The sequence below is a fragment of the Bradyrhizobium jicamae genome (genome assembly GCF_018130695.1).
GTDB lineage: Bacteria > Pseudomonadota > Alphaproteobacteria > Rhizobiales > Xanthobacteraceae > Bradyrhizobium > Bradyrhizobium jicamae_B.
In genome coordinates, this window is the sequence record NZ_JAFCJX010000014.1 from 176890 (window position 1) to 203087 (window position 26198).

Annotated in this window: 28 protein-coding genes; 16 read left to right on the forward strand and 12 right to left on the reverse strand. The window is 63.7% G+C overall.

Features of this window, described 5'->3' with window-relative positions:
- The first annotated feature begins 36 nt into the window (after positions 1-36).
- The 9 genes from JQ604_RS21765 (at position 37) to JQ604_RS21805 (ending at position 8898) form a co-directional block, all read left to right on the forward strand.
- Complete coding sequence (locus JQ604_RS21765) at positions 37-1296, forward strand: ABC transporter substrate-binding protein (RefSeq protein WP_212361359.1); 1260 nt, start codon at positions 37-39, stop codon at positions 1294-1296.
- A 100-nt stretch (positions 1297-1396) separates the two neighbouring features.
- A complete protein-coding gene (locus JQ604_RS21770) occupies positions 1397-2299 on the forward strand; it encodes a branched-chain amino acid ABC transporter permease (protein ID WP_212361362.1) in 903 nt (300 codons plus the stop codon).
- Complete coding sequence (locus JQ604_RS21775) at positions 2296-3324, forward strand: branched-chain amino acid ABC transporter permease (RefSeq protein WP_212361365.1); 1029 nt, start codon at positions 2296-2298, stop codon at positions 3322-3324. Before JQ604_RS21770 ends, JQ604_RS21775 begins: the two co-directional genes overlap by 4 nt.
- Positions 3321-4097: an SDR family NAD(P)-dependent oxidoreductase gene (locus JQ604_RS21780; protein ID WP_212361370.1), complete on the forward strand. Its 777-nt coding sequence runs from the start codon at positions 3321-3323 to the stop codon at positions 4095-4097. Before JQ604_RS21775 ends, JQ604_RS21780 begins: the two co-directional genes overlap by 4 nt.
- A gap of 2 nt (positions 4098-4099) precedes the next feature.
- Positions 4100-4858, forward strand: a complete 759-nt coding sequence (locus JQ604_RS21785; protein WP_212361373.1) for an ABC transporter ATP-binding protein — start codon at positions 4100-4102, stop codon at positions 4856-4858.
- Positions 4855-5571, forward strand: a complete 717-nt coding sequence (locus JQ604_RS21790) for an ABC transporter ATP-binding protein (RefSeq protein ID WP_212361376.1) — start codon at positions 4855-4857, stop codon at positions 5569-5571. Before JQ604_RS21785 ends, JQ604_RS21790 begins: the two co-directional genes overlap by 4 nt.
- A 20-nt stretch (positions 5572-5591) precedes the next feature.
- Positions 5592-6797 carry a CaiB/BaiF CoA transferase family protein gene (locus tag JQ604_RS21795; protein WP_212361381.1) on the forward strand — a complete coding sequence of 402 codons (1206 nt, stop codon included), beginning with the start codon at positions 5592-5594 and terminating at the stop codon, positions 6795-6797.
- Complete coding sequence (locus tag JQ604_RS21800; RefSeq protein WP_212361384.1) at positions 6794-7570, forward strand: enoyl-CoA hydratase/isomerase family protein; 777 nt, start codon at positions 6794-6796, stop codon at positions 7568-7570. Before JQ604_RS21795 ends, JQ604_RS21800 begins: the two co-directional genes overlap by 4 nt.
- Before the next feature lie 95 nt (positions 7571-7665).
- A complete protein-coding gene (locus JQ604_RS21805; RefSeq protein ID WP_212361388.1) occupies positions 7666-8898 on the forward strand; it encodes an acetyl-CoA C-acetyltransferase in 1233 nt (410 codons plus the stop codon).
- Between the two features lie 3 nt (positions 8899-8901).
- On the opposite strand, the gene JQ604_RS21810 is transcribed toward JQ604_RS21805, so the two are convergent.
- From JQ604_RS21810 to JQ604_RS21820, 3 genes are read right to left on the reverse strand one after another with little or no spacing between them, the layout of a single operon-like run.
- Positions 8902-10491: an ATP-binding protein gene (locus JQ604_RS21810; protein WP_433996271.1), complete on the reverse strand. Its 1590-nt coding sequence runs from the start codon at positions 10489-10491 to the stop codon at positions 8902-8904.
- On the reverse strand, positions 10488-11192 hold the full coding sequence (locus JQ604_RS21815) for a response regulator transcription factor (RefSeq protein ID WP_212361392.1): 705 nt from the start codon (positions 11190-11192) through the stop codon (positions 10488-10490). The genes JQ604_RS21810 and JQ604_RS21815 overlap by 4 nt, the downstream gene beginning before the upstream one ends.
- Before the next feature lie 24 nt (positions 11193-11216).
- Positions 11217-12722, reverse strand: coding sequence for a DUF4153 domain-containing protein (locus JQ604_RS21820; RefSeq protein WP_249158544.1), 1506 nt, complete (start codon positions 12720-12722; stop codon positions 11217-11219).
- 239 nt (positions 12723-12961) lie between these two features.
- On the opposite strand from JQ604_RS21820, the gene JQ604_RS21825 reads away from it, so the two are divergent.
- Positions 12962-14263, forward strand: coding sequence for a glycoside hydrolase family 3 protein (locus tag JQ604_RS21825; protein ID WP_212361396.1), 1302 nt, complete (start codon positions 12962-12964; stop codon positions 14261-14263).
- A gap of 22 nt (positions 14264-14285) precedes the next feature.
- On the opposite strand, the gene JQ604_RS21830 is transcribed toward JQ604_RS21825, so the two are convergent.
- The 3 genes from JQ604_RS21830 to JQ604_RS21840 form a co-directional block, all read right to left on the reverse strand.
- Complete coding sequence (locus JQ604_RS21830) at positions 14286-15440, reverse strand: OpgC domain-containing protein (protein ID WP_212361399.1); 1155 nt, start codon at positions 15438-15440, stop codon at positions 14286-14288.
- Positions 15441-15596: 156 nt separating this feature from the next.
- Entirely contained in the window at positions 15597-15872 is a 276-nt protein-coding gene (locus tag JQ604_RS21835) for a hypothetical protein (protein WP_212361402.1), read from the reverse strand.
- Between the two features lie 143 nt (positions 15873-16015).
- Positions 16016-16630 (reverse strand): XRE family transcriptional regulator, encoded by a 615-nt coding sequence (locus JQ604_RS21840; RefSeq protein WP_212361405.1) that lies wholly within the window; start codon positions 16628-16630, stop codon positions 16016-16018.
- Between the two features lie 135 nt (positions 16631-16765).
- Here JQ604_RS21840 and JQ604_RS21845 point away from each other — a divergent pair, with 135 nt between their 5' ends.
- Together JQ604_RS21845 and JQ604_RS21850 are read left to right on the forward strand one after the other, a co-directional pair.
- Positions 16766-17314: a GcrA family cell cycle regulator gene (locus JQ604_RS21845; RefSeq protein ID WP_212361410.1), complete on the forward strand. Its 549-nt coding sequence runs from the start codon at positions 16766-16768 to the stop codon at positions 17312-17314.
- Between the two features lie 94 nt (positions 17315-17408).
- The gene (locus JQ604_RS21850) at positions 17409-17978 is read left to right on the forward strand and encodes a hypothetical protein (protein WP_212361413.1); all 570 of its coding nucleotides are present in this window, start codon (positions 17409-17411) and stop codon (positions 17976-17978) included.
- A 27-nt stretch (positions 17979-18005) separates the two neighbouring features.
- Here the strand turns inward: JQ604_RS21850 and JQ604_RS21855 are convergent, their stop codons facing one another.
- Entirely contained in the window at positions 18006-19571 is a 1566-nt protein-coding gene (locus JQ604_RS21855; protein ID WP_212361417.1) for a winged helix-turn-helix domain-containing tetratricopeptide repeat protein, read from the reverse strand.
- 138 nt (positions 19572-19709) lie between these two features.
- Between JQ604_RS21855 and mddA the strand changes: the two genes are divergently transcribed.
- The 3 genes from mddA (at position 19710) to JQ604_RS21870 (ending at position 22471) form a co-directional block, all read left to right on the forward strand.
- A complete protein-coding gene (mddA, locus tag JQ604_RS21860) occupies positions 19710-20486 on the forward strand; it encodes a methanethiol S-methyltransferase (protein WP_212361420.1) in 777 nt (258 codons plus the stop codon).
- Between the two features lie 35 nt (positions 20487-20521).
- Positions 20522-20944: a GFA family protein gene (locus JQ604_RS21865; protein WP_212361423.1), complete on the forward strand. Its 423-nt coding sequence runs from the start codon at positions 20522-20524 to the stop codon at positions 20942-20944.
- 264 nt (positions 20945-21208) lie between these two features.
- Positions 21209-22471: a CaiB/BaiF CoA transferase family protein gene (locus tag JQ604_RS21870; protein ID WP_212361425.1), complete on the forward strand. Its 1263-nt coding sequence runs from the start codon at positions 21209-21211 to the stop codon at positions 22469-22471.
- A 181-nt stretch (positions 22472-22652) separates the two neighbouring features.
- Here JQ604_RS21870 and JQ604_RS21875 read toward each other — a convergent pair whose 3' ends face one another.
- Positions 22653-22838, reverse strand: a complete 186-nt coding sequence (locus tag JQ604_RS21875) for a hypothetical protein (protein ID WP_212361429.1) — start codon at positions 22836-22838, stop codon at positions 22653-22655.
- A gap of 24 nt (positions 22839-22862) precedes the next feature.
- Between JQ604_RS21875 and JQ604_RS21880 the strand changes: the two genes are divergently transcribed.
- Complete coding sequence (locus JQ604_RS21880) at positions 22863-23045, forward strand: hypothetical protein (protein ID WP_212361433.1); 183 nt, start codon at positions 22863-22865, stop codon at positions 23043-23045.
- 22 nt (positions 23046-23067) lie between these two features.
- Here JQ604_RS21880 and JQ604_RS21885 read toward each other — a convergent pair whose 3' ends face one another.
- The 4 genes from JQ604_RS21885 to JQ604_RS21900 form a co-directional block, all read right to left on the reverse strand.
- The gene (locus JQ604_RS21885) at positions 23068-23388 is read right to left on the reverse strand and encodes a cupin domain-containing protein (RefSeq protein ID WP_212361436.1); all 321 of its coding nucleotides are present in this window, start codon (positions 23386-23388) and stop codon (positions 23068-23070) included.
- Positions 23385-24071: a YqcI/YcgG family protein gene (locus tag JQ604_RS21890; RefSeq protein WP_249158547.1), complete on the reverse strand. Its 687-nt coding sequence runs from the start codon at positions 24069-24071 to the stop codon at positions 23385-23387. Before JQ604_RS21890 ends, JQ604_RS21885 begins: the two co-directional genes overlap by 4 nt.
- A 94-nt stretch (positions 24072-24165) precedes the next feature.
- Positions 24166-25452 carry an MFS transporter gene (locus JQ604_RS21895; RefSeq protein WP_212361444.1) on the reverse strand — a complete coding sequence of 429 codons (1287 nt, stop codon included), beginning with the start codon at positions 25450-25452 and terminating at the stop codon, positions 24166-24168.
- 5 nt (positions 25453-25457) lie between these two features.
- Entirely contained in the window at positions 25458-26171 is a 714-nt protein-coding gene (locus JQ604_RS21900) for a hypothetical protein (protein WP_212361448.1), read from the reverse strand.
- Positions 26172-26198: the final 27 nt, after the last annotated feature.

The window sequence follows — 26198 nt, forward strand, 5'->3', positions numbered from 1 at the left end:
GGAGTTGGCGGTGCCAACCCGAAAAGGGAGGGGAGAATGAAGAGAACCCGCACAACGGGCGTCAGCCGCCGCTCGACTCTCGCGCTGATGGGCGCCGGTGCCGCGACTATTGCGATGCCGTGGGTGGCGCGTGCGCAGGCCAAGACCATCAAGATCGGCATGCCGACGATTCTGTCGGGACGTGTGGCACAGCTCGGCACGTCCTCGCGCAATGCGGTGATGCTGGAGGTCGAGAAGGTCAACGCCGCCGGCGGTCTCGCCGGCCGGCAGATCGAGATGGTGATCCGCGACTCCAAAGGCCAGCCGCAGGAGGCCGCCCGCATCTCCCGCGAACTCGTCAATACCGATGGCTGCGAGCTCCTGATCGATGCCGAAGCTTCATCCGGTGCGTTCGCCGTGCATGAAGTCGCGCGCGACCTCGGCGTGTTCTGCATTCACACCAATTCCGAAACGTCGTCGCTGACCGCCGATCCGAAGCAGCATATCCCGAACGCCTTCCGCACCGCGCGGCAGGGCGTGCACGACTCGATCGTCGGCGGCAGCTATGCGGCCGGGATCGCCAAGGCCAAGGGCCTGAAGAAATGGGCGACGTGCTCGCCTGACTACGCCTACGGCCGCGACACCACCGGCGAGTTCACGTTGTATCTGAAGCGCTTCGCGCCCGATGTCGAGATCATCAGCGATTCCTGGCCAAAGCTGTTTCAGCCCGACTATACCGAGGTGGTGACCAAGATCCTGCAGGCCAAGCCGCAGGCGCTCTATTCATGCCTGTGGGGCGGCGACCTTACTTCCTATATCGACCAGGCCAACATCTACGCGCTGTTCACCCAGATGGAGGTGTTCGCGGTCAACATGGCCGACTACACCGCGCTGACGGTGGTGAAGAACCTGCCGAAGGGCATCCACTCCGGCAACCGCTACATCAAGACCTATCCGGGGACGCCGGAGAATGCCGCCTGGGGCGATGCCTACAAGGCGAAGTACAATGAATATCCGACCAACTGGTCGTGGGAGAATGCAACCGCGATCATGCTGATCGCCGAAGCGTCGAAGAAAGCCAATTCCGCCGACGGCAAGAAGATCGCCGAAGTGCTGCGCGGGCTCACGATCAAATGCCCGTTCGGGGCCGATGGCACGGTGACCATGCGCGGCGAGGACCAGACGCTGATCGGCTATGCCATCGGCTGGGGCACCACGATCCCGCAGGAGCCCTACGTGCCCGAGGTCAAGGCCGGCGACTGGAAAACCATCCTCGAGCTCGAAGCCGAGTGGAAGAAGAGCAAGGGCTATACGTGATCTCGCTCGCGAAGCGGAGGCGGCTGACGCGGCCTCCGCCTGTCACTGAACGTCCGTCGCGCGCGCAATCGCTGCGGCCCGCTGCAATGAAAGTGCTCCCGTGGATCTCGACGCGCTCGCCGGCTGTCTCGCCAGTCCCGCCTGCTTGGTGACGCAAACCACCAGCGGCCTCATCATCGGCATGCTGCTGTTCCTCGTTGCCGTCGGGCTGACGCTGATCTTCGGCGTGCTCAAGGTGGTCAATTTCAGCCACGGCGCCTTCTACATGTTCGGCGCCTATTTCGCGATGACGGCCTATCAGTTCACCGGCAGCTTTGCGCTGGCGATGCTGTGCGGCGCGGCCGGCACCGCGATCCTCGGCCTGATCTTCGAGCGCGTGTTCATGAGCCGCGTCTACGGCGCCGACGTGCTGATGCAGTTGCTGGTCTGCTACGCCTTCGTGCTGATCTTCGATGACGTCGTGCGGATGATCTGGGGTCCGGAATTCAAGTCGATGGGCATGCCCAGCGCGTTTCAGGTGCCGCCGCTGTTCATCGTCGGCGGCGTGGTGCCGCCTTATTACCTGCTGCTGATCGGCGTCGCGCTCGCGGCTGCCGTGGTGCTCGGCCTTGGTCTCGCGCGCTCGCGGATCGGCAAGGTGATCCGCGCGGCCGCGCATAATCCGGGCATGGTTTCGGCGCTCGGCATCAACACCGGCCTGATCTATGGTGGCGTGTTCGCGCTCGGCGGCATGCTGGCGGGGCTTGCGGGGGCGCTGGCGGCCCCCGTGCGCTCGCTGACGCCGGGCATGGGGTTCTCGGTGCTGATCGAATCCTTCATCGTCACCGTGATCGGCGGCATGGGCTCGATCCTCGGCGCGCTGATCGGGGCGCTCTTGATCGGCTTGATCCGATCCTTCGGCTCGCTCGGCTTCCCGCTGTTCACCGAAGGCTTGATGTATCTCTTCATGGTGATCGTGCTGGTGTCGCGGCCGACCGGCCTGTTCGGCAAGGAGGTCGCATGACCGAATTGCAGGCCGGAGAGGGCGCGCAGGCGGTCGGCATCGCGCGGCCCCGGGCGAGGCCACGGCGCAACCGTGATGTCTTGATCGCGCTTATCGCCTTTATCGTGCTCGCGGCGCTGCCGATGATCTTCAGCAGCAAGTTGCTGCTCGACTTCGTGATCCGCTGCGCAGCCTACGGCTTGTTCGCGACGTCGTTGAACCTGCTGGTCGGTTACACCGGCCTGATCTCCTTCGGCCATGGCATGTTCTTCGGTCTCGGCGCCTACGGCTTTGGCCTGATGATGCAGAAGACCGGCGTGCCCGTCCCGGTGGCCTTCGTCGCGACGCTTGCGATCACGTTCGTGGTCGCCGCTGTGATCGGCGCGATCTGCGTGCGGCTGAAGGAGATCTACTTCGCCTTCGTCACGCTGGCGTTCCAGATGCTGATCCACTCGACCATCCTGTCCTGGGTCTCGCTGACCGGCGGCGATCAGGGCCTGCGCGGCGGCATTCCGCGGCCGCCGTTCCTCGGCATCGATCTGTCGAACCATCACCATCTCTACATCGCGGCCTGCGCACTCCTGGTGCTCGGCCTGTTGCTGATGCGCCAGATCGCGCAGTCGCCGTTCGGCTACACCTTGCGCATGATCCGCGACAACGCGACACGGGCGAGCTTTGTCGGCATCGACGTCTGGCGCGCCAAGCTGACGATCTTCGTGCTGGCGGCGCTGTTCGCGTCGACCGGCGGCATCATCATGGCGCTGTTCGTCTCCGGCGCGTATCCCGAATTCGCCTACTGGACGATCTCGGGCGAGGGCATCTTCATCAACATGCTCGGCGGCGTGACGACGTTCCTCGGGCCGATGGTCGGCACCGTGCTGCTGTTGATCCTCAACGACACCGTGACCCGCCTGACCGAATATCACGGCATCGTGCTCGGCATCGTGATCCTGTTTTTTGCGATCGGTCTGCGCAAGGGGCTGATGGATTTCGTCGTCGAATGGGCTGCGCAACGGCGTGGCAAGGCCGAGGAGCGCGCGCCATGAGCAAGGGACGGATCAGCGTCGTCACCGGGGGCGCCAGTGGCATTGGCGCGGCCTGTGTGCGTGAATTGGCGGCTGCAGGCGATCAAATCGTAATCGTCGATCGCGACCTGGCAAAGGCGCAGGGCGTTGCCGCGGAGTTCGGCGGCAGGGCTTACGCGGTCGATGTCGGCGACGAGAAAGACGTCGAGGCTTGCGCTGCGACCATCGAGCGCGAATGCGGCCCGGTCGATGTTCTCGTCAACAGCGCCGGGATCATCCAGGTGCCGCTTCGGCCGCATGATCTGCAGATGACGGCATGGGATGACGTGGTACGTGTCGACCAGCGCGGCACCTACGTCGCCTGTGTGGCCTTCGCAAAGCGCATGATCGCGCGCAAGCACGGCAGCATCGTCAATATCGCGTCCATCGCCGGCATGCGCTCGATGCCGCTGCACGCTTATGCGCCAGCCAAGGCGGCGGTGATCGCGATCACCGAGTGCCTGGCCGCCGAGTGGGGGCCGTCGGGCATTCGCGTCAATGCGGTGTCGCCCGGCTACACGCTGACGCCAGCATTGAAGAACGCCATCGACAAGGGCGAGCGTGATGTCTCCGCCCTCACAGCCAACGCCGCGTTGCGCCGCCTGGTCGATCCTGCCGAGATCGGCCGTGTCGTCGCGTTCCTCGCCTCCGACGCTGCGTCTGCGATGACCGGCGCCAATATCCCGGTGGATTGTGGCTGGCTCGTCGGCACCTCCTGGAGCACCTATGGCGGATTGCGGGAGGCGAACGGCTAGCCATGCTGGAGATCCGCGGGCTTTCAAAATCATTCGGCGGAGTCAAGGCGACGGACAACGTCTCGCTCGACTTCGCCGACGGCTCGCTCACCGCCGTGATCGGCCCGAACGGTGCGGGCAAGAGCACGTTCTTCAATTTGATCACCGGTGCGTTGAGGCCTGATGCCGGGCAGGTCCTGCTCAACGGCATCGACATGGCCGGCAAGACCCCGCCGGAAATCGTGCGTCATGGCATCGGCCGCGCGTTTCAGGTCGCGAGTATCTTCCCGTCGCTGACGGTGGAGGAGACGATGCTGGCGGCGGTCTGCGCCGACCAGCGCCGCGCCGGCGTGCTGCACCGGCGCTTTCCGCTTCCCGAGACGCGCGACCGGGCCGAGCATGCGATGGAGTTGCTGGGGCTTGTCAATAAGCGTGGCCGCACTGCGGCGACGTTGTCGCACGGTGACCAGAAGCTGCTCGACATTGCACTGGCGCTGGTGCTCGATCCCAAGGTGCTGCTGCTGGACGAGCCGACCGCGGGCATGGGCACCGAAGAGCGCTGGCGCATGATCGACAAGGTGCGCGAGCTCTGGGAGCGCGAGAAGATCACCGTCGTGTTCATCGAGCACGACATGGACATCGTGTTCAAGATCGCGCCCGAAATCGTCGTGCTCTGCTACGGCCGTATCCTGGCGACGGGAACGCCCGACGCCATCCGCAGGAACGACGCCGTGATCGAGGCCTATCTCGGCAGCGAGGACCATGCAGGAGCTGTGGCATGAGCGCGCTGCCGGTGGTGCAGGTCGAGGACCTCGACGTCTACTATGGCACCAGCCAGATCCTGTTCGGTGTCGGCCTCTCGGTGCGGCAGGGCGAGACCATGGCGCTGCTCGGCCGCAATGGCGCCGGCAAGTCGACCACCATGAAGGCGATCATGGGGCTGGCGCCGGCGCGGCGCGGCAAGGTCACGCTGCGCGGGACCGTCGTCTCGGGCATGAAGCCGCATCATATCGCTCGCGCCGGACTCGGCTTCGTGCCGGAAGACCGGCAGATATTCCCCGAGCATACCGTGGAGGACAATCTCGTTATCGGCCAGAAGAAGGGGCCTGATGGCGAGGATGAGTGGTCGATCCGCCGCGTCTACGACGTGTTTCCGTTGCTGGAGCCGCTGCGCTACCGGATCGCCGGCCGGCTGTCCGGCGGCGAGCAGCAGATGCTGGCAATCGCGCGCACGCTGATGGGCAACCCGGCGCTGCTGCTGCTGGACGAGCCGAGCGAGGGGCTGGCACCGATCATCGTGCAGCGGATCGGCGAGTTGCTGCGCCAGCTCCGCAGCACCGGTGCCACGGTGCTGATCGCCGAGCAGAACATGCATTTTTGCCTGGGCCTTGCGAGCCACGCGACGGTTATCGACAAGGGCCAGATCGTCTACACATCCTCCATCGAAGAGCTGAAGGCCAACGACAATATCCGGCAGCGCTATCTGGCGCTGTAGCTCTTCGGAAGGGAGGAACGATGGCGGGCAAACTGACGCCGACGCATGAGGCGCCGTATCGGGGCTTGCGGGTGCTGGATTTCGGGCAGGGGATCGCCTCGCCCTATTGCGCGATGCTGCTCGGCGTGTACGGCGCCGATGTCATCAAGGTCGAGCCGCCCGAGGGCGACTGGTCGCGCTTTCTCGGCACCACCTATGGCAATCACACCACGCTGTCGGCGGTCTACAACCGCGGCAAGCGCAGCCTGAGCCTCGACATGAAGCACAAGGACGGCATCGCGATCGCACAGCGGCTGGCGAAGGAGGCCGACGTGCTGATCGAGGGCTTTCGGCCCGGCGTCGCGGCGCGGCTTGGCCTCGGCTACGACAGCCTCTCCCAGGAGAATCCCGGCCTGATCTATCTGTCAGTCAGCGGCTTTGGGCAGAGCGGACCTTATGCGAAGCGGCCTGGCTCGGATTCGGTCGCACAAGCCTTTACCGGACTGGTCTCGGTCAACCTCGGCGCCGACGGTGTGCCGCACCGGGTCGGGACCACGATCTCGGATGTCGTCACCGGCGTCTATGCCTTCCAGGCGATCGCGACGACGCTGTTCGCGCGCGCCACCGTCGGCACCGGCCGCTGGATTGACGTCAATCTCTGCCAGTCGACCTCGGCCTTGCTCGGCCACAAGGTGGCCGAGTTCATCCTCGAAGGTGGCGCGCCACGCGCGCTCAACGTGCCGGCCGGCACCTACCAGACCCAGGATGGCTGGATGATGGTGACGCTGGTCAACGAACCGCAATACAAGCGGCTCTGCGCCGCGATTGGACGCGAGGATCTCGCCACCGATCCGCGCTTCGCTGATTTCACAAGCCGAGCCGACACAGCCGACGCGCTGATCCCGCAATTGCGCGAGGTGTTCCTGACGCAGCAGACGGAGGCTTGGCTGACGCGTCTGCACGCTGCCGACGTGATCGCCGAACGCATCCTCAATCCCGGTGAGTGGCTGCGCAACGCGCATGTCGAGGCGACCAGGGCCGCGGTGTGCCAGGACACGCCGGGTGTCGGCGCGGTCTACGCGCCGCGCACGCCGGGCATCGCGAGCCTGTCCGAGGATAATCTGTGTCCAGCACCCGATGTGGGGCAGGATAGTTATGCCGTGCTGATGGAGGCTGGGTTCGAACGATCGGCGATCGACGAGCTCGTTGCTTCAGGTGCGGTTCGTCAAAAGGGAGCCCAGGCATGAGTGCCGATCTCGTCCGTTATTCGGTTTCAAATCATGTCGCCGAGATCATGCTCGATCGCGGACCGGTCAATGCGCTCAGCATGGACCTGATTGACGCGTTGCTCGCCGCGCTGGCCAAGGCGAGGGACGATCAAGCCGTCCGCGCCGTCGTTGTCGGCAGTGCCCACAAGGTGTTTTGCGCCGGGCTCGATCTCGACATTGTCAGGGGCAAGCCGGGGATCGAGACCAAGAAATTCCTTGAGCGACTGTATTTCGCATTGAACGATATACAGTACCGGATGGGCAAGCCGACGATTGCGGCCGTGGATGGCGCGGTGCGGGCCGGCGGTATGACGATCGCAATCGCCTGCGACATGATCATCGCCGGCGACGCCTGCACCTTTGGCTACCCCGAGATCGACGTCGGCCTGATCCCGGCGATTCATTTCGTGCAGCTGCCGCGGCTGGTCGGCAAGCATCAGGCGTTCGGGCCCTTGTTCCTCGGTGAGCCTTTTGATGCGGCGACGGCGTTCCGCATGGGGCTCTTGAGCGAAGTCGTGCCCAAGGGCACCGCGCTCGATCGCGCCCGCGAGATCGCCGGCAAGCTCGCGGTGAAATCGCCGATCGTGATGAAGATCGGCCGCGACGCCTTCATGCGCGCGGTTGATGCCGATTTCCGCCGCGCGGTCGAAAATGCCGCCGAGAGCTTTGCGCTGGTGGCGACGACGGAGGATTGCCAGGAAGGACTCAATGCGTTCGTCGAGAAGCGGGCGCCGAACTACAAGGGACGGTAACGGTCAGGCAGGGCGGTATGCATTGCCGGCGAATTGACTCCGTCGGCGGATGAGCGGCAAATGCCTCAAACAGAGATAGATGAGAGGAAACCACCATGGCTGACGCGCTGATCATCGATGCATGCAGGACGCCGCGCGGTATCGGCAAGGCCGGCAAGGGTGCGCTGTCCGGAATTCATCCACAGCAGCTTGGCGCCACCGTGTTGCGCGCTTTGGCCGATCGCACCGGCATCAAGACCGCCGATGTCGACGACATCATCTGGGGCACCAGCTCGCAGCGCGGTCCACAAAGCGGCGATCTCGGGCGGATGTCGGCGCTTGATGCGGGCTACGACGTGAAAGCGAGCGGCGTCACGCTGGACCGGTTCTGCGGCTCGGGCATCACCAGCGTGAATATGGCGGCCGCTGCCATCATGTCCGGCTCGGAGGATCTGGTGATCGCCGGCGGCACCGAGATGATGTCGATGGAAGGACGCCGCGGCGAGGGGCCGTTCATGATGGACGCCGGCAATCTGCGCCTGCGCGCGCGGCATCCGCAGTCGCATCAGGGCGTCTGCGCCGATGCGGTCGCCACGCTGGAAGGGATCTCGCGGCAGGGCGTCGACGAGCTCGGCCTGGAAAGCCAGAAGCGCGCGGCGGCCGCAATCAAGGGTGGTCATTTCGACAAGAGCCTGGTGCCGGTCCATCGCGAGGACGGTTCGCTCGCGCTCGACCGCGAGGAGTATCCGCGGCCGCAGACCACGCTGGAAGGGCTTGCGGCGCTGAAGCCCGCGTTTCCCGCGATCGCCGATTACGCACTCGACGACAAGGGTACGACCTATCGCCAGCTGATCCTGGATAAATATCCTGATCTCGACATCAACTTTGTCCACCACGCGGGAAATTCGTCGGGCGTGGTCGATGGCTCGGCGGCGATCCTGCTTGCATCGCCGGACTACGCCAGGAAGCACGGCCTGAAGCCGCGCGCCCGTGTGGTGGCGATGGCCAATATGGGGGATTCGCCGACGCTGATGCTGAACGCGCCGGTGCCGGCCGCGCGCAAGGTGCTGGCCAAGGCCGGGCTGACGCTCGACGACATCGACCTGTTCGAAATCAACGAGGCCTTTGCCGTCGTCGCGGAAAAGTTCATCCGCGACCTCAAGCTCGACCGCGACAAGGTCAACGTCAATGGCGGCTCGATCGCGCTTGGTCACCCGATCGGCGCGACCGGTTCGATCCTGATCGGAACGGTGCTTGACGAGCTGGAGCGGCGCGATCTCAAGCGCGGCCTGGTGACGATGTGTGCGGCCGGCGGCATGGCGCCGGCGATCATCATCGAGCGCGTCTGAAGATCAGGCGGCCGGAAATTCAAGCTCGAAGGTCACGCCGGCGTCTGATGGCCGCAGATGGATCGATCCGCCATGGCTGATCATGATGGCCTGGACGATCGCGAGCCCCATGCCGGTGCCGCCGGTGTCGCGACGCGTGGTGAAGAAGGCATCGAAGATCCGGTCGCGATTGGGCTCCGAGATCGGATCGCCGTCATTGCTCACGGTCATCCTCACGATACTGCGATCGTCGATCGCCTCGATGCGCACATTCCTGGCGTTGTGGCGGATCGCATTCTCGGTGAGGTGCACCAGCACGATCTGGGCCTTCTCGCCGGACATGGCGATAGAACGGTCGAGACAGCCGATGGCGATGATCGCCCGGCCTGGAAAGCGCGCCATCAAGCCGTTGACGACCGCGCCAAGCTGGATCCGCTCGTTCTGGGGGACGCTCTCGGCGCGCGCCAACTCGCGCAACCGGTGGCCCATCGCCTCCAGCCGCTCGGCGTCGCCGAGAATGTTCGAGACGAACGTCTTTTGCTCGGTTCGCGTGAGCGTGTCCGACTTGCTCTGCAGCGAATCGAGCAGCAGCTCGGCAGCGCCCTTGATCGATGTCAGGGGCGATTTCAATTCGTGGGTCAGGTGGGCCGAGAACGTTGCGATGTAGTCGGAGCGGCGCGAGAGCTGCTGCGCCATGCCGAGAAAACTGTCCGACAGCTGCGCGAGCTCGCGCGTGCCGTAATGCTGCAGCGGCCGAAACGCATCGCGATCGCCGCGGCCGATCCGCGTCGCGCGGTCGACCAGCTCGCGCATCGGCCGCGTCACGGTGCGGGAGAAGATCAATCCGATCGCGATGGTCGCGAGCACGACGGTCAAGGCCGCCAGGATGAACTTGCCGCGCTCCAGATAGATGTGCTCGAAGATGTTGCTTGGCGTTCGCGAAGTGTAGATCACGCCGGCCACGCGATTGTTGACGATGACGGGCATCGCGGAAAAGACGTGAACGCCGACGCCGCGGCTGATCGAATAGATCGGAGGTGGCGGCTTGTCGGGAACGCGGATGCGCAGGGCGGCGCTGTACTGCCCCTTTAACGCGGCCGCGACCTCTTCAATATGGGCGAGCGACTGCCCGACCTCCTGGCGCCCGGCGATCACGGTGCCGTTCGGATCCAGGATGCGAAAGCCTGCCAGCGTCACTTTTTGCGTCTCGCGGATGATCGGCATCAAGCGCGCGCCGATCTCTAGATAGGCCGGGTCCGCTGGCTTTGTTGCCGGCAATGCGTCGGGCCGGCGGCGCAGCAAATCGTTGCCGGCGAGATCGAGGGTCGGTCGGATGGGGGTGAGTTCGCCGGGATCAGGCACGGCTTGCGGTGGCAACTCGACCCCTAGGGGAATGCCGCGGTCGAGCCGTGCTTGCACCTCCTGAGCACAGATGGCCGCAAGCACGCGGCTTTGCGCGATCAGCTCGGCCTGGGTCTGGTGGATCAGCTGGTTGTCGTAGAGGCGGAACAGGAACAGCCCGACCAGCGGGAGCGTTGCCACGGTCGCGAGCACGACAAAGACGACGAGGCCGAGCGAAGGCCGCCACTTTTCGCGCGCGCGGAACAGCGTCATGCCTGCAGCTCGCACCGGCCGAGCTTGAAGCCGACGCCATGGACGGTCTCGATGACATTGTCGCAATTCACCGCTGCGAGCTTGGCTCTGATGTTGCGGATATGGCTGTCGATGGTGCGGTCCGAGACCTGGATGTTGAGCTGATAGGCCGCGCTCATGATCTGCTCGCGGCTGAACACCGACGCCGGGCGGGTCAGGAAGGCGCGGAGGATGCCAAACTCGATCGCGGTCAACCGAAGCGGATGGCCGGCGAAGGTTGCCACATGCTGCTCAGGATCGACGGATAGATTGCCCTGCGTGAGCGCGGCAGTCGCCTGTGTCCCATTGCTGCCCCGCGCACTCATCCGGCGCAGGATGACATTGACCCGCGCGACGAGTTCGCGCGGGCTAAATGGCTTGGTGACGTAATCGTCGCCGCCGATCTCGAGGCCGAGGATTCGGTCGATCTCGTCGTCGCGTGCGGAGAGGAAAAGGATCGGCACGTCGGACGACTTGCGGATCTCGCGGCAGACATCGAGCCCGTCGAACTCGGGCATGCCGATGTCGAGCACGATCAGGTCCGGCCGGTCGCTGGCAAAGCGCGTCAGCGCCTCCTTGCCGTCGCGCGCCTCGGTGACGCTCATGCCGGCCTTCTTCAGCGCGACGCGGATGACCTCGCGGATGTGGAGGTCGTCGTCGACGATGAGGATGCGGTGGGTCAAAAGGTCTCTCCGAATCGAAGGTCGTCAACCTGCCGCCGGGCCGGGCTGATCGGCAGCCAGATAACGCTGCAGTCGCCAGGAACGAAAACTCCAGCCGCGCCAGGACGTCGCCTGCTGGCGTTGCTGTTCTACAAGCCAATTGCGGTGCAAGACAAGGCGAGGATGGACGGAGCCGAGCTTGACCGCCTTGTCGATCGCCGGCAGGGCTTCCGGGCCGAGCTGCATGAGATAGTCGATATCGAGTTGTACGCCCTTGCCGGCCACCTCGCTGCTGTGGGCGACGTTGTAGTCGGCGACGAAGGCGGCGAAATTGACCAGCGAGCAGGTGTAGAGGACCGCAGTGAGTGCGAGCAGATTGGCGCAGACGAGCCAATGGTTCGATCGCTGCAGCGCGATCCGCGCGAGAATCAGGGCGAGGCCGACGGCCACCAGCAGCATCCAGACGAAAGCCGCGATGCGCCAGTATGTGAGCAGGTAGGTCTGCACATAGAGGTCAAGGCGCAGCATGGAGGAAATCACGAGCAGGATGTTCTGGCCGACCCAGAGATAGACCAGCGGCCGGATCATCCGCGCGTGCTCGGCGGGACCAGCGGGCCGCATCGCGACCAGGACGAAGCCGGCGGCCAGCAGGGCCGTCACGATCAGCGGATAGGCGCCGCGATGGGCGTAGGACGCAAAGGTGATGTCTGATGGCAGCGCTCCGTTACCCCAGAGATAGATCATGTCGAGGATCGTCTGGACCGCGAACAGCAGGTTGAACAGGACCAGCGAGCGCAGGATGGTCGGGGCACCGAAGAGATCGATGAGTTCGGACGGCCGAGTTGGGAGGGCCTCCCTGACTTCAGCCGGCTTGCTCGCGATCGCAGCCTTCTGCTGCCACCGCGCCTGGATGAAGGGCCAGATCAGCGCCAGCGCCGCCGTCCAGAACAAGGTCCGGCCCAGGCTGAGATAGGACGAGGGATCGCCGGGGTTCAACTGAGTGATCCACTTCGCGATCAGCGGATTGGCGGCTGCGAACAGGAATACGAAGATGCATCCGAACAGGAGGGGCACGAACCACAGTGCGAAGCCTCTGGTGAGGGCAGGCAGATTGAAGGCACGGATAAGGTCCGCGAAGAATCGGAACGGGCCGACCAGATAGAGGTCGAACAGAGCGGCTGCACCGGCCGCGAGGCCGTCAAGATGTCGGTTCGTCGTCAGCACCAGCGCTGAACCGAGTGTCAGCATCACAAACGCCAGGGACAGCGCATTGATGTCTTCCAGGCTGGGGATCAGTCCGAGCATGACGAGGGCGACCGCGATCAGCAGTCGCTTGTGATCGAGTGTTCCTCGATTTGCGCAGAACGAGGTGCAGGCCAGGACAAGCGCGAACAGTGCGGCCGAAATGCCGACGCGCTGATCGTAGAAGAGCCAGTCGGCGAATCCCGCGAGGACAAGCGTCGCGATCGCTTTCGCCGGCGGAATAGGCGCGGGAGATACGCCGGCATCGGTTTCTCGTGAAGCAAGGCTCGTCATCGTGTTCTCTGTCATTGTTCAAATCCATCCTGTCGATGGTGTCACCGGCCGGCTCTTGTTGGAGACGCCCTGACGGTCGCTGCCTGAAACGCCGTGCAGTTTGATTGCTGCTTGTGCAGATAGCGGGAGCGGGCTCTGCAGGAATTCAGGATTCTTATGCAGAGTATGTGCAGGAGTTGTTATTCGTTCGCCTGCGCGCAAGTCGTTTGATAGATGCGGTCACATCGCACTCCTGCGCACAATCGTTGCCTCAGATGTCATTGAGCAAACGCGTCGGCATCGTCCTGCTCTGGCTTGCCGCGCCGGTCCTGATCTTCGTTGGTGTCAAGAATAACGATCCGTATCTGGTTCACCTCCGGGGCGCCGGGAATATCCTGATGACGATCGCCGGTGTTGCGATCGTCCTCCTGCTGGTCAGGCGCGGCTATTGGCGGAGATGGGGCGGGCGGCTCCTCATCGTGTTGTGGGGCCTAGCGCCGCTGATGCTTGCGAATGCGCATCTCACCTTCGAGATCAGGAAGCGTCAGGTCCTGCAAACCGAGTCGGTGCAGGCCCGCCAGCTCGGTCAGCATTTCGCCGTGGGCTATTCGTCATTCGACGATGTTGCGGCGCTGTCCGAGAGAGGCTTGATCTCCGGCATCTACGTCACCGGCCGCAATCTTCGCGGCAGCAAGACGGCCGAGACGCTCAAGGCGGAGATCGCAGCACTGCAGAACAAGCGTCGGTCCGTGGGATTGCCGCCCTTGATGGTCGCGACCGACCAGGAGGGCGGGATCGTCTCGCATCTGTCGCCGGCGTTGACGAGAATTCCCGCGCTCGCCACGCTGACTGAGCTGCCGCCGGCCGAGCGGAAAGCCAAGGCTGAATCATTCGGGCGGACCCACGGACAGGAGCTTGCCGAGATCGGCGTGAACCTGAATTTCGCGCCCGTGCTCGATCTGCGGCCGGAAGCAAAGCGCAACCGGTTTGACTTCAATACCTTGATCGGACAGCGCGCGATCTCGGACGACCCGGCGAAGGTCAGCGAGATTGCCGAGGCCTATATCCACGGGCTCGAGGCGTCCGGCGTCAACGGGACGGTCAAGCATTTCCCCGGTCTTGGCCGCGTCCGTGCCGACACCCATCATTTCACCGCGAAGCTGGCAACGCCGATCGATCAACTCGAGGCGACCGATTGGCGTCCATTCCGCGAGGTGCTGGCGCGGACCAACGCGCGGCTCATGGTGGGTCATGTGGCGCTGACGGCGATCGATCCGGATCGTCCGGCGTCACATTCCAAAGCCGTCATTGACGGGATTATCAGGAAGACCTGGGGCTATCAGGGGATCGTCATCACCGACGATTTCGTGATGGGTGCGATCTACCAGGGCGATGTCTGCACGTCGGTCGTGGAGGCGCTGAATGCTGGCGCCGACCTCGTGCTGGTGGCCTATGATGGTGCGCAGTTCTACCGCATCTTCGCCTGCGCGGCCGCAGCCGCAAAGCAGGGGCAGCTTGATCAGACCATGCTCGATGACAGCGCGGCGCGGCTGCGACGCGCATTTGCCGTCGATTAATCGGCGGCGAAGCAGAGTGGAATCAGGATCGCACGCCGATCGCGGTCTTGTAGTCCTGATGCTTGGACCACGACACGTAATAGGCGACGCCGGTCATGGCGACGATGCCGGCGATGCTGACGAGGACCTGCCGCGTCAGTGAATTCGGTCCGGTGATCAGGATGAAATGTGCGGCGAACGACAGGAACACGCCCGCGCAGAACACCGCCAGCCACTCCTCTCCGCATTTGACGAGCGGCTGCAGCGCGCGCGAGCACAGGCCCTTCCAATCGCGCGGCACGACCAGGGTGAACAGGAAGGTCAGCGCCAGGAAGTGCAGGATGCGGTAGGGCGCGACATTCTCCTTGTCGTTCGGCAGGAAGGTGTTGAGCACCGTGTCCGGGATCAGCTCGGCGAGCGCGGGCAGCCGGGGACTGGCCGTCAGCACGAGCGCGAACAGCAGGTAGGCCAGCGCCGCGGCGCGGAGCGCGGCGATGCCCTGCATCCAGCGGATGACGCGCGAATAGCGTTTGCTGACCAGTGAAAACCAGCCGCCGAGCACGAACAGCAGCTGCCAGCAGAACGGATTGAAGTACCAGCGGCCGTCCGGATAGGCGGCCAGGTTCCAGTCGAGGATGCGTGCGGCGACGTAGAGCGCGATCGAGGCTGCCAAGGTCAGGTTCGGCCAGCGCAACAGGCCGAACAGCGTGAATGGCAGGAAGGCCATCAGGGCGATGAAGAGCTGCAGGACGTCGAGATTGAGCGGCTTGGCCTGCATGAACAGCCCATAGATGATCGTCCGGATCGGATGGTCGATGAAGCCCGTGATGTTGAATTCGCCGATGATCTCGGGAGCCGCGGTCTGCGCCGCGACATAGCCGATCAGGTCGACATAGATCACGAACAACACGATGTAGGCCGCGTAGAGCTGCCAGACGCGCTTGAAGATGCGGGTTGCAGCCACGACATATCCGCGCTCGACGGCGATCCGGGCATAGATGATGGCTGCGGCATAGCCGCCGACGAAGACGAACAGATCGGTCGCGCCGCTGAAGCCGAAATTGCGCAGGGTCAGTGCGCTGACCGCGTTGTGGGGAATGTGGTCCAGGAAAAGAAACCAGTTCGCGATGCCAAGCAGCAGGGCGATCCTGAGATCGCCATCGCGTGCCGCGATCTCGGCCTTGATCGTTGGATTCATCAAAAGCTTTTTTGTTTGCCCGGATAACGATCCGCGAATCTAGCGCAACCGTCCGCTCACTCAGAATAGACTTTGCGTGAGGTACAGGTAGTCCGCCATCGAGCCAATGAAAGCCCGGATCACGGTTTCGCAACGTAATCGTGATCGCCGGCGCCGTCAGACGGGCTCGTGTTTCCGCAGGTCGTGGAGATGATCGAACGTATTGGCCTGCAGGTCGGCGCCGGTCAGGCCGACGTCGGGAAGGGCTGCTTCCGCGAGGACGTCATCCGTGACGTCCTCGACCGCGCTATCCCTGATCTCGTGGATGAAGTTGATATTGGTGTATTCCCCCGAGGCAACCCGCGCGACGACATCGCGGCGGGTCATCTCGGGATCGACGATCGCCTCACGGCCGCGCCGGCCATAGTCGATCATGACGACAAAATACTGCATGCCGGAAGCGAGGGCTCCGCTGACGATTGATTTGCAGTATTGCTGAAAAGAAGAAAAATGTCAAGGCCGAATGTGAAAAATTCGGCCCCGACACCGATTCGCCGCCCGGCGCGGGCATGAGCCGTCGCCCCGGGCGGTAGGCCTTATTTCCCTTTGGCCTTGCGAGCCCGGGCGGCCGTCTTGCCGCGCATCCGATTGATCTGCCCCCGGGGCAGCGTCAGGCAGATCTCGCCGATCCATTCCAGCTTCACCCCGTTGATCGGCTTGGCGTTGAAGCTCTTGAGATTGACCTGGCTTGCCGAACTGCCGCGCTCGATGGTCTTGAGATAGCGCTCGCCGCTCTTCAGGCGGACGACGGCCTCCTCGCCGTAATAGCTCGACAGGGGGTGGCGCTGCTCGCGGTAGACCACGATCACGTCGCCGTTCTCGTACTTCGGCAGCATCGAATCGCCGGAAACCTCGAAGGCGATGGTTTCTTCCGAGAGCGGGAAGGGCAGCTCGATCTCGCCGAGACCGTCCGGCGGGACCTGCTCGAAATCCGGCTCGATCGAGGCGCCGGCGCCGACCCGGCCCATGATCGGCACCATGTTCAGCTCGAGATATTCCACGATCGGGGCGATCTCCGAGGCCTTGATCAGCCTGATCCCGGACAGGATCTCCGATACCGCGCCCGGCCGCACGCCCATGGCTTCCGCCAGGCCTCCCTTTGACTTGCCCGTACGATCCAATGCGGCCACGACCATTTTGACGTCCAACATAGTGCACCTCTGTTCCGAATCCCGGAAGGATATATAGCGTTACGATATTCGGAAAACAAGCTTGACTTTTCCTTCGGAATATCCTAACGTATGTGCAAGCGTCCGGACGCGACAGACAACAAGCAGGAATGATGTATGGAAACGGCAAACTGGCCGCCCGAGCATTCGGCGGCCCTGCGGGATTTGCGTGCCCGTGGAATGTCTTACGCGGATATCACCAGGACGATCAACGCCCGGTTCAAGACCAGCTATAGCCGCAACGCCACGCTTGGCCGCGCCCAGCGTCTGGGGCTGGGAGCGCCCATCGAGGGCGGGCCAGCGCGCGGGGAGCGGGTTCCGGAGCTACCAAAGGTACGATCAGGCCCGAATCGACCACCGGAGGTCGAGGCGGCGGCGCGGGCCAATCTGTTTCAGGTTCCGAAGCCGTTCGTTTCAAACAAGAAAGCGCCTCCGCTGCGCTGCGTCGAGATCACGCCGCGCCATTGCGCGGTGACCGAGCTCGAGGCCGAGAATTGCCGGTATCCGTATGGCGGCGACGCCGAAGGCGAGCCGATCACCTTTTGCGGCCATCCCCGGCGACCGGGCTCGAGCTACTGCACCCCGCATTTTCATCTCAGCAGGGATCCCGAGGCCTCATTGCAGCCGGTCCTGACCGCCGCCTGGCTCGAGTTGATCACCCGCTGAGCGCCGGGCGGTCCGCATTCCTTCTCCACGACCTCATCTGCCGCGGGAGCGCCTGGCTCCCGCGATGTCTTTCCTATTCCATGGAGCCCAATTCATGCCCCGAGCCAAACGCCGAAAGCCGCATCATCCCCTTCACGATCGCAGGGCGCAGGATGTGCCGTTCAATGCCGAGGTCGCCTCGGTTGAGGTCGACGATCCCCTGGCGCTGGAGCCGGGCGACAAGATTGTCGCGCTGCGCTCAATTCGCAACGATCCGCTGGCCCGCTTGCATACGCATCACCAGATCGACGATGCCCAGTTCCGGGGCGGCCGGGCCTTCCAGAACGACTGGGAGAAGGCCGAACGCGGTCCGCGGGCGGTCGATCCGACCCGGGAATATGTCGATGGCGGCCAGCGCCGCGAACCGATCACCGAGGGCCAGCGCCGCGCGGTGCTGCGGCTCAACCGCATCGAGCGTGAGCTCGGCGCCGACGGCTCGGCACTGGTGCATGACGTGCTGATCCTGGGCATGACCATGGAGCAGGTCGGACAGCGGCGCGGTCTCCTGACCCAGCGCTGGCGCGATTATCTGGCGCGGCGCCTGCAGGAGTGCCTCGACCGGCTGGCGCTGGTGTACGGATTTGCCACGCCCCATCCGGTTCCGGTCAAGGAGATCGTTCGCTGACGGCGAGACCGGTCGCCGCGCGGCCGATCAAGTCAGGCCGGCGCGGCGAAAGCCTTCCAGATAATGCTCGCGGTCGGCATCGAGCTTCCACGGTAGTTGCGTCGCGATCCAGCTCAGCGAGATGCTGGGCTGGGTTCGCCGCAGTTCCTGCAGCGCGGCCTTCGCCATCTCCGTCTCGCCGCTCATGCCGGCGGCCACCGTCAACACCCGATAGGCGCCGCTGAGATCGCCGCGCTGGCGGATCGCCTCGCGCGACAGCCGGATCGCCTCGGCGTAGTTCCTGCCGACGAATTGTGCGTAGGCTGCAACGCCATAGTAGATCGCCGAGGAGGGGTCGCGCGGGCTCAGGCGGATCGCGCGTTGCGTCGCCTCATAGGCGTCCTGCCAGCGGCCGGCATAGCACAGCGCCAGACCATAATAGCCCTGCGCGAGCGAGAAGTTCGGGTTGAGCTGCAGCGCCTGCTCGAATTGCGACAGCGAATCATCGAGCCGGCGCGTCGAGAAGCAGACGCTGCCGAGCGCATTGTGCGCCCAGGCGTCCTCGCTGTCGGCGGCGATCGCCGCAAGCGCGGCGCGCTCGGCAGCCGGGGCTACCGCGCGGATGTCGGCCCAGCCGAGATGGACGCCGAACATGTGGTTGGTGGCGAGTAGCGAGAGCGCCTGGCAATAGTTCGGGTCGATCGAGATCGCCTTCTCCAGCAGCGCCTGTGCCAGGATGTTGTCCGGCCGCGTCACCCGCCAATGATGCGACAGTGCGCGCATGGTGAGGTCCCATGCGTCGACATTGCTCGGCGGCTTGCGGCGGCTGCGGAAATTCTCGGCCGCATAGATCTGCGGCTCGATGGCAGCAACGATGGCGTCGGTGATCTCGTCCTGCACTGCGAAGACGTCGATCAGATCGCGGTCGTAGTGCTCGGCCCAGATATGACCGCCGGATGCGGTGTCGTTGAGCTGGGCGGTGATCCGGACGCGGTCGCCGCTCTTGCGCACGCTGCCTTCGAGCACGTAGCGCACGCCGAGCTCGGCGGCGACCTGCTTCATCAGCACCGCGCGACCCTTGTAGGTAAAGGACGAGTTCCGCGCGATCACGAAGAACCATCGCAGCTTCGACAGCGCGGTGATGATGTCCTCGCTGATTCCGTCGGAAAAATACTCCTGCTCAGGCTCGCCGCTCATGTTGTCGAACGGCAGCACCGCGATCGCCGGGCGGTCCGGCAACGCAAGCGGTGGCCGTGCCGGTTCGACATTGGCGAGAACGACGGTCGCAGGGACAGCGTCCGCCGCCGGCTCATCGACCTCGCCGATGAAGCGAACGCCCTTGCGCGGAATGGTCCGGATCAGCCGCTGCTCCTTGCCGCTGTCGCCGACTGCGTTGCGGGCGGCGTTGATGCGGCTGTCGAGCGTCGAATCCGAGACGATGCGGCCGCCCCAGACCAGCGTAATGAGATCGTCGCGGCTGACCACACGATCGCGGTTCTGCAGCAGATGAACCAGCAGGTCGAACACTTGCGGCTGCATGGCGACCATCTCGCCGCCGCGACGCAGCTCCCGAAGATCGGTGTCGAGGAGGTGGTTGTTGAAGCTGAATTTCACGTGTGCCGCCGTGTCTCAAGAAACAATCAAGTGCATCTCATGGTGAGGTCAAGCGCAGGGCAAAGCCTTGCGGCAGCGTTTCAGGCAATTTGCAAAAATCAAAGTTGTGATCCCATTACCGTTACCGGAGTCAATTTTATGGCCGAAACCCACGTCATTGGCCCCGCCACGACGGGACGTCGAACGCTAAGATTCATCGCATTCGTCTACGGCGCTGTGGCCTACCTCACATTCCTCGTCACGATCCTGTATGCGATCGGCTTCGTCATGGGCCTCGTCGTGCCCAAGGCCATCGATACCGGCTCGGAGACCCGGGTGATTTCCGCGCTGCTGACCAATCTCGTGCTGCTCTCGCTGTTCGCGGTCCAGCACAGCGTAATGGCCCGCAAATCGTTTAAACAACGCTGGACGCGATTCATTCCCCAGCCGGTCGAACGAAGCACCTACGTCCTGTTCTCGAGTCTCGCTCTGCTGCTGCTGTTCTGGCAATGGCGGCCGATGCCCGCCATCGTCTGGCACATCGCGCAACCGGAGCTGGCCGCTGTCGTTACCGGCCTGTCGCTGCTCGGCTGGGTCATTGTCTTCACCAGCACCTATCTGATCAATCATTTCGAATTGTTCGGATTGCATCAGGTGACCAGCAATCTTGTCGGTCGTGAAGTGCCTGCGCCGAGATTCCGCACGCCACTCTACTACAATTTCGTGCGGCATCCGATCTATCTCGGCTTCATCATCGCGTTCTGGGCCGCGCCGACCATGAGCGTCGGGCACCTGTTGTTCGCGGCGGTGACGACCGCATACATCTTCGTCGGCATCTGGCTGGAAGAGCGCGATCTCGTCGATCTCTTTGGTGACCAGTATCGCGACTATGCGCGGCGCGTGTCGATGTTGGTGCCGTGGCGAAAATCAGCCTGACTTGGGTCCTTGATCAATCCCTGGAGAATGAACTGATGAAGCATGCTGGAAGCTGTTTTTGCGGTGCCGTGGAACTGCAGGTCACCGGTGCACCCGAGGCGATGGGATACTGCCATTGCCGGTCCTGCCGCTCCTGGTCGGGCGGGCCGGTCAATGCGTTCAGCCTCTGGAAGCCGGAGGCTGTCGAGATCACCGCAGGGGCGCAGTACGTCGCGACCTTTGAGAAGACGCCGCTCAGCCAGCGCAAATACTGCGCCAAATGCGGTGGTCATCTCATGACCAACCATCCGCCGCTCGGGCTGATCGACGTGTTCACGGCGACGATCCCGACGCTTGCTTTCGCTCCCGGTGTCCATGTGAATTATGCCGAGACCGTGCTGCCGATGCGCGACGGGTTGCCGAAGCTGAAGGATTTTCCGGCCGAGTTCGGCGGCTCCGGCGAGATGGTCGCCGAGTAGCAAGCCCCTCAATACGCAGGAACGACGCGGCGGCGCGTGCCCGCGGCGCAACCGATCCGTCCTTGCCGTCCGATCCCTGTCCCCGGGTTCGGGCGGCCATTTGCCGTGCGCGTTGCGCTGCCGAGAGCCATGTTGGGCTGTTATCCCGCCCTGCAAAATCGAGATTTGGCGCTGGCGGCCGGCTTCCGTTAAAAGGCAATAGGCGATGCCGCGATCAGCAGAATTTCGCCTGACAAAATAAATAACAAGAGGAATCGCCCAATCATGACTGCCAGACCAGATTTGCCGGAACGCGCACCGCGCGGTGCGGTCGTTCCGACGGCCCTTGATGGTCTGCTTGTGGTCGATTTCACCCGCGTCGTCGCCGGACCCGCCTGTACCCAGACCCTGGCCGATTTCGGCGCCGAGGTGATCAAGATCGAGAATCCCGATGGCGGCGACGATACGCGCCACTATGAGCACGCCGAAATCGGCGGCGAGAGCGCGGCCTATCTCAGCCTCAATCGCAACAAGCGCGGCATCGTGCTCGATTTCAACAATCCCGCCGCGCTCGACGTAGCACGCGCGCTGATTGCCAGGGCCGACGTGGTCGTGGAGAACTTTTCCGGCGGGGTGATGAAGAAGTTCGGGCTCGACTACGCTTCCGTCGTGCCGACCAATCCGCGGCTGATCTATTGCTCGATCTCCGCTTACGGCCGCAAGGGTGAGTTTGCGCTGCGCCCGGGGTTTGATCCAATCACGCAAGCCGAAAGCGGCTTCATGTCACTGAACGGTTTTCCGGATAGCGAGCCGGTGCGGACCGGACCGCCGATCGTCGATATGGCGACCGGGATGTCGGCCTGCAACGCCATCCTGCTCGCCCTGATCGCCCGTGACCGGCTGGGCCGCGGTCAGCAGGTCGAGGTTGCGCTGATCGATACTGCGGTCTCGATGACCGGCTTCTACGGAATGGCCTATCTGGTCAGTGGCAACAATCCGGGCCGCTTCGGCAACTCGCCGAATGGTTCGCCGACCGTCGGTGTCTATCGGGCATCCGACGGGCCGCTCTACATGGCCTGCGCCAATGATCGCCTGTATCGCCGGCTGGTCACCGACGTGCTCGAGCGACCCGACCTCGTCACCGATCCCGAGTTCGCCCATCGCAAGGCGCGCACCGCGAACAAGGAGAAGCTTCGCGCCATCATCGCCAGCGTATTCGCGACCGATACGCTGGAGAACTGGATGGCCAAGATGAAGAAGGCCAACATTCCGGTTGGTTATCTGCGCACGGTTGAGCAGGGCTTCAATGCGCCCGAAGTGCGCGACCGCGATCGCCTGAGCCGAATCCCGCATCCTACCGCAGGCACGGTTCCCAATATCGAAACGCCGGTCAGCATGAGCCTGACGCCGGCGATCGATCCCGTCGCGGCGCCGCTGCTTGGCCAGCACACCAAGGATGTGCTGCGCACGACGCTCGGCTACGACGATCGCAAGATCGCGGTCCTCGCAGCAGCGGGCGCGTTCGGCAAGAGCGAGACCGCAGGTTAGCACGCAGCAAGGTCGGCAACTCGCGACAACGTGATCCGTTGCGGTCGCGGGAACTCGCACCGCTGCAGGGCGAGCGGATCATCTCCCGCTCGCCGCATCCGCCTGCGTTGGACGATCAATTCCAACCGGATGGACGGGCGCCAATCGGCGCCACGGCCAAAGATGGGGCCGTTTCGGCCCTTCAGTTCGGCTTGCTGCGCAGGTTGTTCCTTGGCATACTTTCAACTTCTTCGGGTTCCGCTCGATCGATCTCGAGGCGTGCCATCCGAAGAATCAAGGTCGCTGTCGTCAGGCCAAGGCTCTCGGCCTCCCGGGCTGCGGTATCGACCTTCTGGGCCAAGCCTTCACGTTTGACTGGGTATGCCATTCGTAATCCTCACTAAGGTGCGAGATGAAAAATCCCACTTGGGTTGCAGAGCTACAGAAGAAACTCGGAGCTCCATCGAGCGAAACAATTGAAAGCCTGCGACTGCTGAAGGCCTTCATTCGGCTTGCGCCCGACCAGCGCGGCGAAGTTGTCGATCTGGTCGAGCGTTTGGCGGTGATCCCGCCGGTAAATCCTCCATTGTCCTGAGCGTACTGACCTTCACTGACGTTCAGATGTTGAGCGGCTTGGCCGGAGGCTGCGTCGCGATCGCATAGACTGCGCCGCCTTCGAGTGCTTCCGATTGATGCCGCGTGCCGGCGGGCAGCAGAATGGTGTCGCCGGCGCTGACGACGCGCTCGCCCCCATCCCACCAGAAGTTGAGCCTGCCGCTGATGATCATCAGGATCTCGTCCACGGGGTGGGTGTGAAACGCATGCACCTTGCCGGCGGCATCGTGCTGCAGCTCGATGGATCCCTGCGCGGGAAGCAGATTCAGGATCGCCGGATCGACTGCGAAATCGGTTCGGGTGCCTGCGATGATACGCGTCATGCTGCCTGCTCCTTGTTCGCGATGGGCGCCGTCTTGTTCTGCGCGAGCTTGGCGAAGGGACATCCGCCGCCGCTCGAATTGTCGTCGTGCAGGAAGTACTGCAGGTATTCGCGCCCGTCGCTCGCGCCGTAGCGGCCAAGCATCGGCGAAGGGCTCGCGCTGTCGTAGGGGATCAGCCGTTTGCGCACCTCGGCGAAGGCGGCGTTGGCTGCCTTTTCGGTGCCGAGGATCTTCTCGAACACCCAGCGCGGCTGGAAGGTCAGCATGAAGGCGCTCGAGCGGCGGCTTTGCCGCATCACATGGGCCGGCGTCGTGCATACGACGAAGATCGGCTCGCCCGCGAAGGAGAACTCCCACATCGGATGGTCGATCTGCTCGGGAATCTCGGCCGGCCACGGGCTCTTGTCGAGCCGTGCGAGCTGGTCGAGCGTCAGCCACATCTTGCGGTAGTAGGCATCGAGCGTCTGCACCGGACGCGGGCGCGTGAACACGATCAGCGAGGTGTTCGGACCGAACGAGCGCGATTGCGCGACATACTGCGCGAGCTGCTCGCCGAGGATTCCGACGTCATAGGGATCAAGGAAGAGATAGCGGAGCTGATCCTGGCGGTGGCCGGTGACGCCGAAGATGCAGGGAAAGGGCCGTGCCTCGCTGCTCATCTGGGCTTCAAATTCGGAAAACATCACGGCCTGCCAGCTGCTCACCGGATAGGTCGAAGCAACTTCACCTTTTCGTAAAAATAGACGTTCCATAACGGCCCCTTTACCCACAATGTGACTACGCGATTATCAATTTGTTCCTCATCAGCAGCGGTCCGGCGATGCCCGGCAACGACATGAGCAGGAGAATGACGATCAGCATGCCGTAACCGGCATCACCGATCGCAGCCGTGTTGCGCACGGCATCGGTTCCGGAGGCATGACTGACGGATAGCATCGCGTAGCCAATGACGGGCTGCGCGATCCCGGCGAAGATTCCTGCCGCCGTCGTATTCACCGACGCGCCGACGCCGATCAGGTCCGTGGTGTAGAGCTTCTTGACGCATTTCAGCACCAGCGGAACGGTGCCGCCGGCGACGAGGCCAAGCGCCGTGAATACGATCGTCACATAGACGAGGCCGAGCGTGTGGGCGATCGCGGGCAGGAGCATTGCGACCAGGATCATGCGCAGCACACAGATGCGGATCAGCGCGCCATCAAGCGCCGCGGCCGCGCGGTCCGCGACATGGCCGAGGAAAATCGAGCCGATCGCATTGCCGATCATGAAGGCGAGAAGCGGCGTGCCTGCGGCCGTCGGCGAAATGTTGAAGACGTGGGCGACCATCGGGATGCCCCACACGCCCGACAGCGTCGTGACGACTGCGAAATGCGATGCAAATGTCATGGCGCAGCCCCAGTTCGCCACATGCGACAGCGAGTGCCGCGCAGCACGGATGACGCCCGCCAACGTCTTGTTGCTGTGCGACGCCGGATCAGGCTTCAACGCAAGCTTGGCGAAAGCAAGGTTGGCGAGCCCGATGCACGCGATAAGCAGGAAGCAGGCCCGCCAGCCGAAGCCGGTCACCGCGGCTGCAAGCGGGGTGGTCGCGATCACGCCGCCGACATAGCCCGACACCTGCGAGATGCCGGACATGACGCCGAAGCGCTCGTCCGAAAAGCTTTGCGCCACGAGCTTGAGAAGCGCGGTGAACACAAGCGCGTCGCCGCAGGCAACGATGAGGCGGGCGGCGAACACGTCGAGCAGGTTGGGCGCGAGCGCGAATGCGGCACTGCCGAGCGAGGAGGCCATCATGCTGGCCAGCACGACACGCTTGACGCCGTAGCGGTCGACCAGCAGTCCCGCCGGGATCTGCATCAGCGTGTAGCCCCAGAAATAGCTCGAGGCGAGCATCGCGACGCCGGCGGCATCCGTGTCGAAGTCGTGAATGAAGGGCAGGTTCATCGACTGCGGCGACACGCGCTGCAGAAAGGCGATCGCATAGGCTACCGCCACCGTTCCCCACGCCAGATAGGCGCGATCGACCAGTCGCGAGGTGGGGGTGAGTATGGCCTGTTGTCCCGACATCGCCGTCACACCCGCGCGTAACCGACTGAGAACAGCGCGTCGGCGGTATCAGGGATCTTGCGCGACATCGCTGCGTCTACCAGCGATGCCGTGCCGTGATAGGCCTGCCGATGATGCTTGATGTGACCATAGGCGCCGCGCATGATCATATCGGGCAGCTCGAGCGGCTTGCCCGGATAGAGCGAGGCGCACATCTCGACGCAGGCCGCCTGCAGGGCTGGATCCTGGGCGTCGTCGAGCAGCGACGGCGTCACCTTTTCGCAGATCTTGGCATTGGCAGCCCAGACGATGGGATTGCGGGTGCGCCAGCCATAGAGCACGCTGCCGTCACCCTTGTCGGCCGCTCCCGAGCATCTCAGCACTTCCGATGTGAAGAATCCGTAGAGGCCGCGTCCCTGATGGGCGGGCAGTACCTCGGTGCCGCTGCGGTAGATCGCGGGGCCGGCGGTCATCTGCAGCACGCGATAGACCGAGAAGGCCACGAGGCCCGACGCGTCGTAGACCAGGATGAGGCTGTATTTCCGGTCGAAAGGGGAGGACGCGGCCGTCCAGTGCGGCTCGATCGCCTGCCAGTTGACGGCGATAATCCCGTTCATCGCATCCATCACCGGTTGCCGGTCGGCTGCGACAATCTCGGAGGCATCTGGGTAGCTATAAATCGCGTAACCTGACCAGGGCGATTTGATCGCCTGATATTGGCTGCCCAGATTTCGCGACATGGCAGAACTCCAGTATTCCACCACGAC

Bases quoted from the DNA above. Each gene is read 5' to 3' on its own strand.
- JQ604_RS21900 (WP_212361448.1), bottom strand. From the start codon at position 26,171: ATGTCGCGAAATCTGGGCAGCCAATATCAGGCGATCAAATCGCCCTGG.
- JQ604_RS21780 (WP_212361370.1), top strand. From the start codon at position 3,321: ATGAGCAAGGGACGGATCAGCGTCGTCACCGGGGGCGCCAGTGGCATT.
- JQ604_RS21825 (WP_212361396.1), top strand. From the start codon at position 12,962: ATGTCATTGAGCAAACGCGTCGGCATCGTCCTGCTCTGGCTTGCCGCG.
- JQ604_RS21810 (WP_433996271.1), bottom strand. From the start codon at position 10,491: ATGACGCTGTTCCGCGCGCGCGAAAAGTGGCGGCCTTCGCTCGGCCTC.
- JQ604_RS21895 (WP_212361444.1), bottom strand. From the start codon at position 25,452: ATGTCGGGACAACAGGCCATACTCACCCCCACCTCGCGACTGGTCGAT.
- JQ604_RS21865 (WP_212361423.1), top strand. From the start codon at position 20,522: ATGAAGCATGCTGGAAGCTGTTTTTGCGGTGCCGTGGAACTGCAGGTC.
- JQ604_RS21850 (WP_212361413.1), top strand. From the start codon at position 17,409: ATGCCCCGAGCCAAACGCCGAAAGCCGCATCATCCCCTTCACGATCGC.
- JQ604_RS21805 (WP_212361388.1), top strand. From the start codon at position 7,666: ATGGCTGACGCGCTGATCATCGATGCATGCAGGACGCCGCGCGGTATC.
- JQ604_RS21875 (WP_212361429.1), bottom strand. From the start codon at position 22,838: ATGGCATACCCAGTCAAACGTGAAGGCTTGGCCCAGAAGGTCGATACC.
- JQ604_RS21790 (WP_212361376.1), top strand. From the start codon at position 4,855: ATGAGCGCGCTGCCGGTGGTGCAGGTCGAGGACCTCGACGTCTACTAT.
- JQ604_RS21765 (WP_212361359.1), top strand. From the start codon at position 37: ATGAAGAGAACCCGCACAACGGGCGTCAGCCGCCGCTCGACTCTCGCG.
- JQ604_RS21890 (WP_249158547.1), bottom strand. From the start codon at position 24,071: ATGTTTTCCGAATTTGAAGCCCAGATGAGCAGCGAGGCACGGCCCTTT.
- JQ604_RS21835 (WP_212361402.1), bottom strand. From the start codon at position 15,872: ATGCAGTATTTTGTCGTCATGATCGACTATGGCCGGCGCGGCCGTGAG.
- mddA (WP_212361420.1), top strand. From the start codon at position 19,710: ATGGCCGAAACCCACGTCATTGGCCCCGCCACGACGGGACGTCGAACG.
- JQ604_RS21795 (WP_212361381.1), top strand. From the start codon at position 5,592: ATGGCGGGCAAACTGACGCCGACGCATGAGGCGCCGTATCGGGGCTTG.
- JQ604_RS21845 (WP_212361410.1), top strand. From the start codon at position 16,766: ATGGAAACGGCAAACTGGCCGCCCGAGCATTCGGCGGCCCTGCGGGAT.
- JQ604_RS21820 (WP_249158544.1), bottom strand. From the start codon at position 12,722: ATGACAGAGAACACGATGACGAGCCTTGCTTCACGAGAAACCGATGCC.
- JQ604_RS21800 (WP_212361384.1), top strand. From the start codon at position 6,794: ATGAGTGCCGATCTCGTCCGTTATTCGGTTTCAAATCATGTCGCCGAG.
- JQ604_RS21840 (WP_212361405.1), bottom strand. From the start codon at position 16,630: ATGTTGGACGTCAAAATGGTCGTGGCCGCATTGGATCGTACGGGCAAG.
- JQ604_RS21870 (WP_212361425.1), top strand. From the start codon at position 21,209: ATGACTGCCAGACCAGATTTGCCGGAACGCGCACCGCGCGGTGCGGTC.
- JQ604_RS21775 (WP_212361365.1), top strand. From the start codon at position 2,296: ATGACCGAATTGCAGGCCGGAGAGGGCGCGCAGGCGGTCGGCATCGCG.
- JQ604_RS21880 (WP_212361433.1), top strand. From the start codon at position 22,863: ATGAAAAATCCCACTTGGGTTGCAGAGCTACAGAAGAAACTCGGAGCT.
- JQ604_RS21885 (WP_212361436.1), bottom strand. From the start codon at position 23,388: ATGACGCGTATCATCGCAGGCACCCGAACCGATTTCGCAGTCGATCCG.
- JQ604_RS21785 (WP_212361373.1), top strand. From the start codon at position 4,100: ATGCTGGAGATCCGCGGGCTTTCAAAATCATTCGGCGGAGTCAAGGCG.
- JQ604_RS21830 (WP_212361399.1), bottom strand. From the start codon at position 15,440: ATGAATCCAACGATCAAGGCCGAGATCGCGGCACGCGATGGCGATCTC.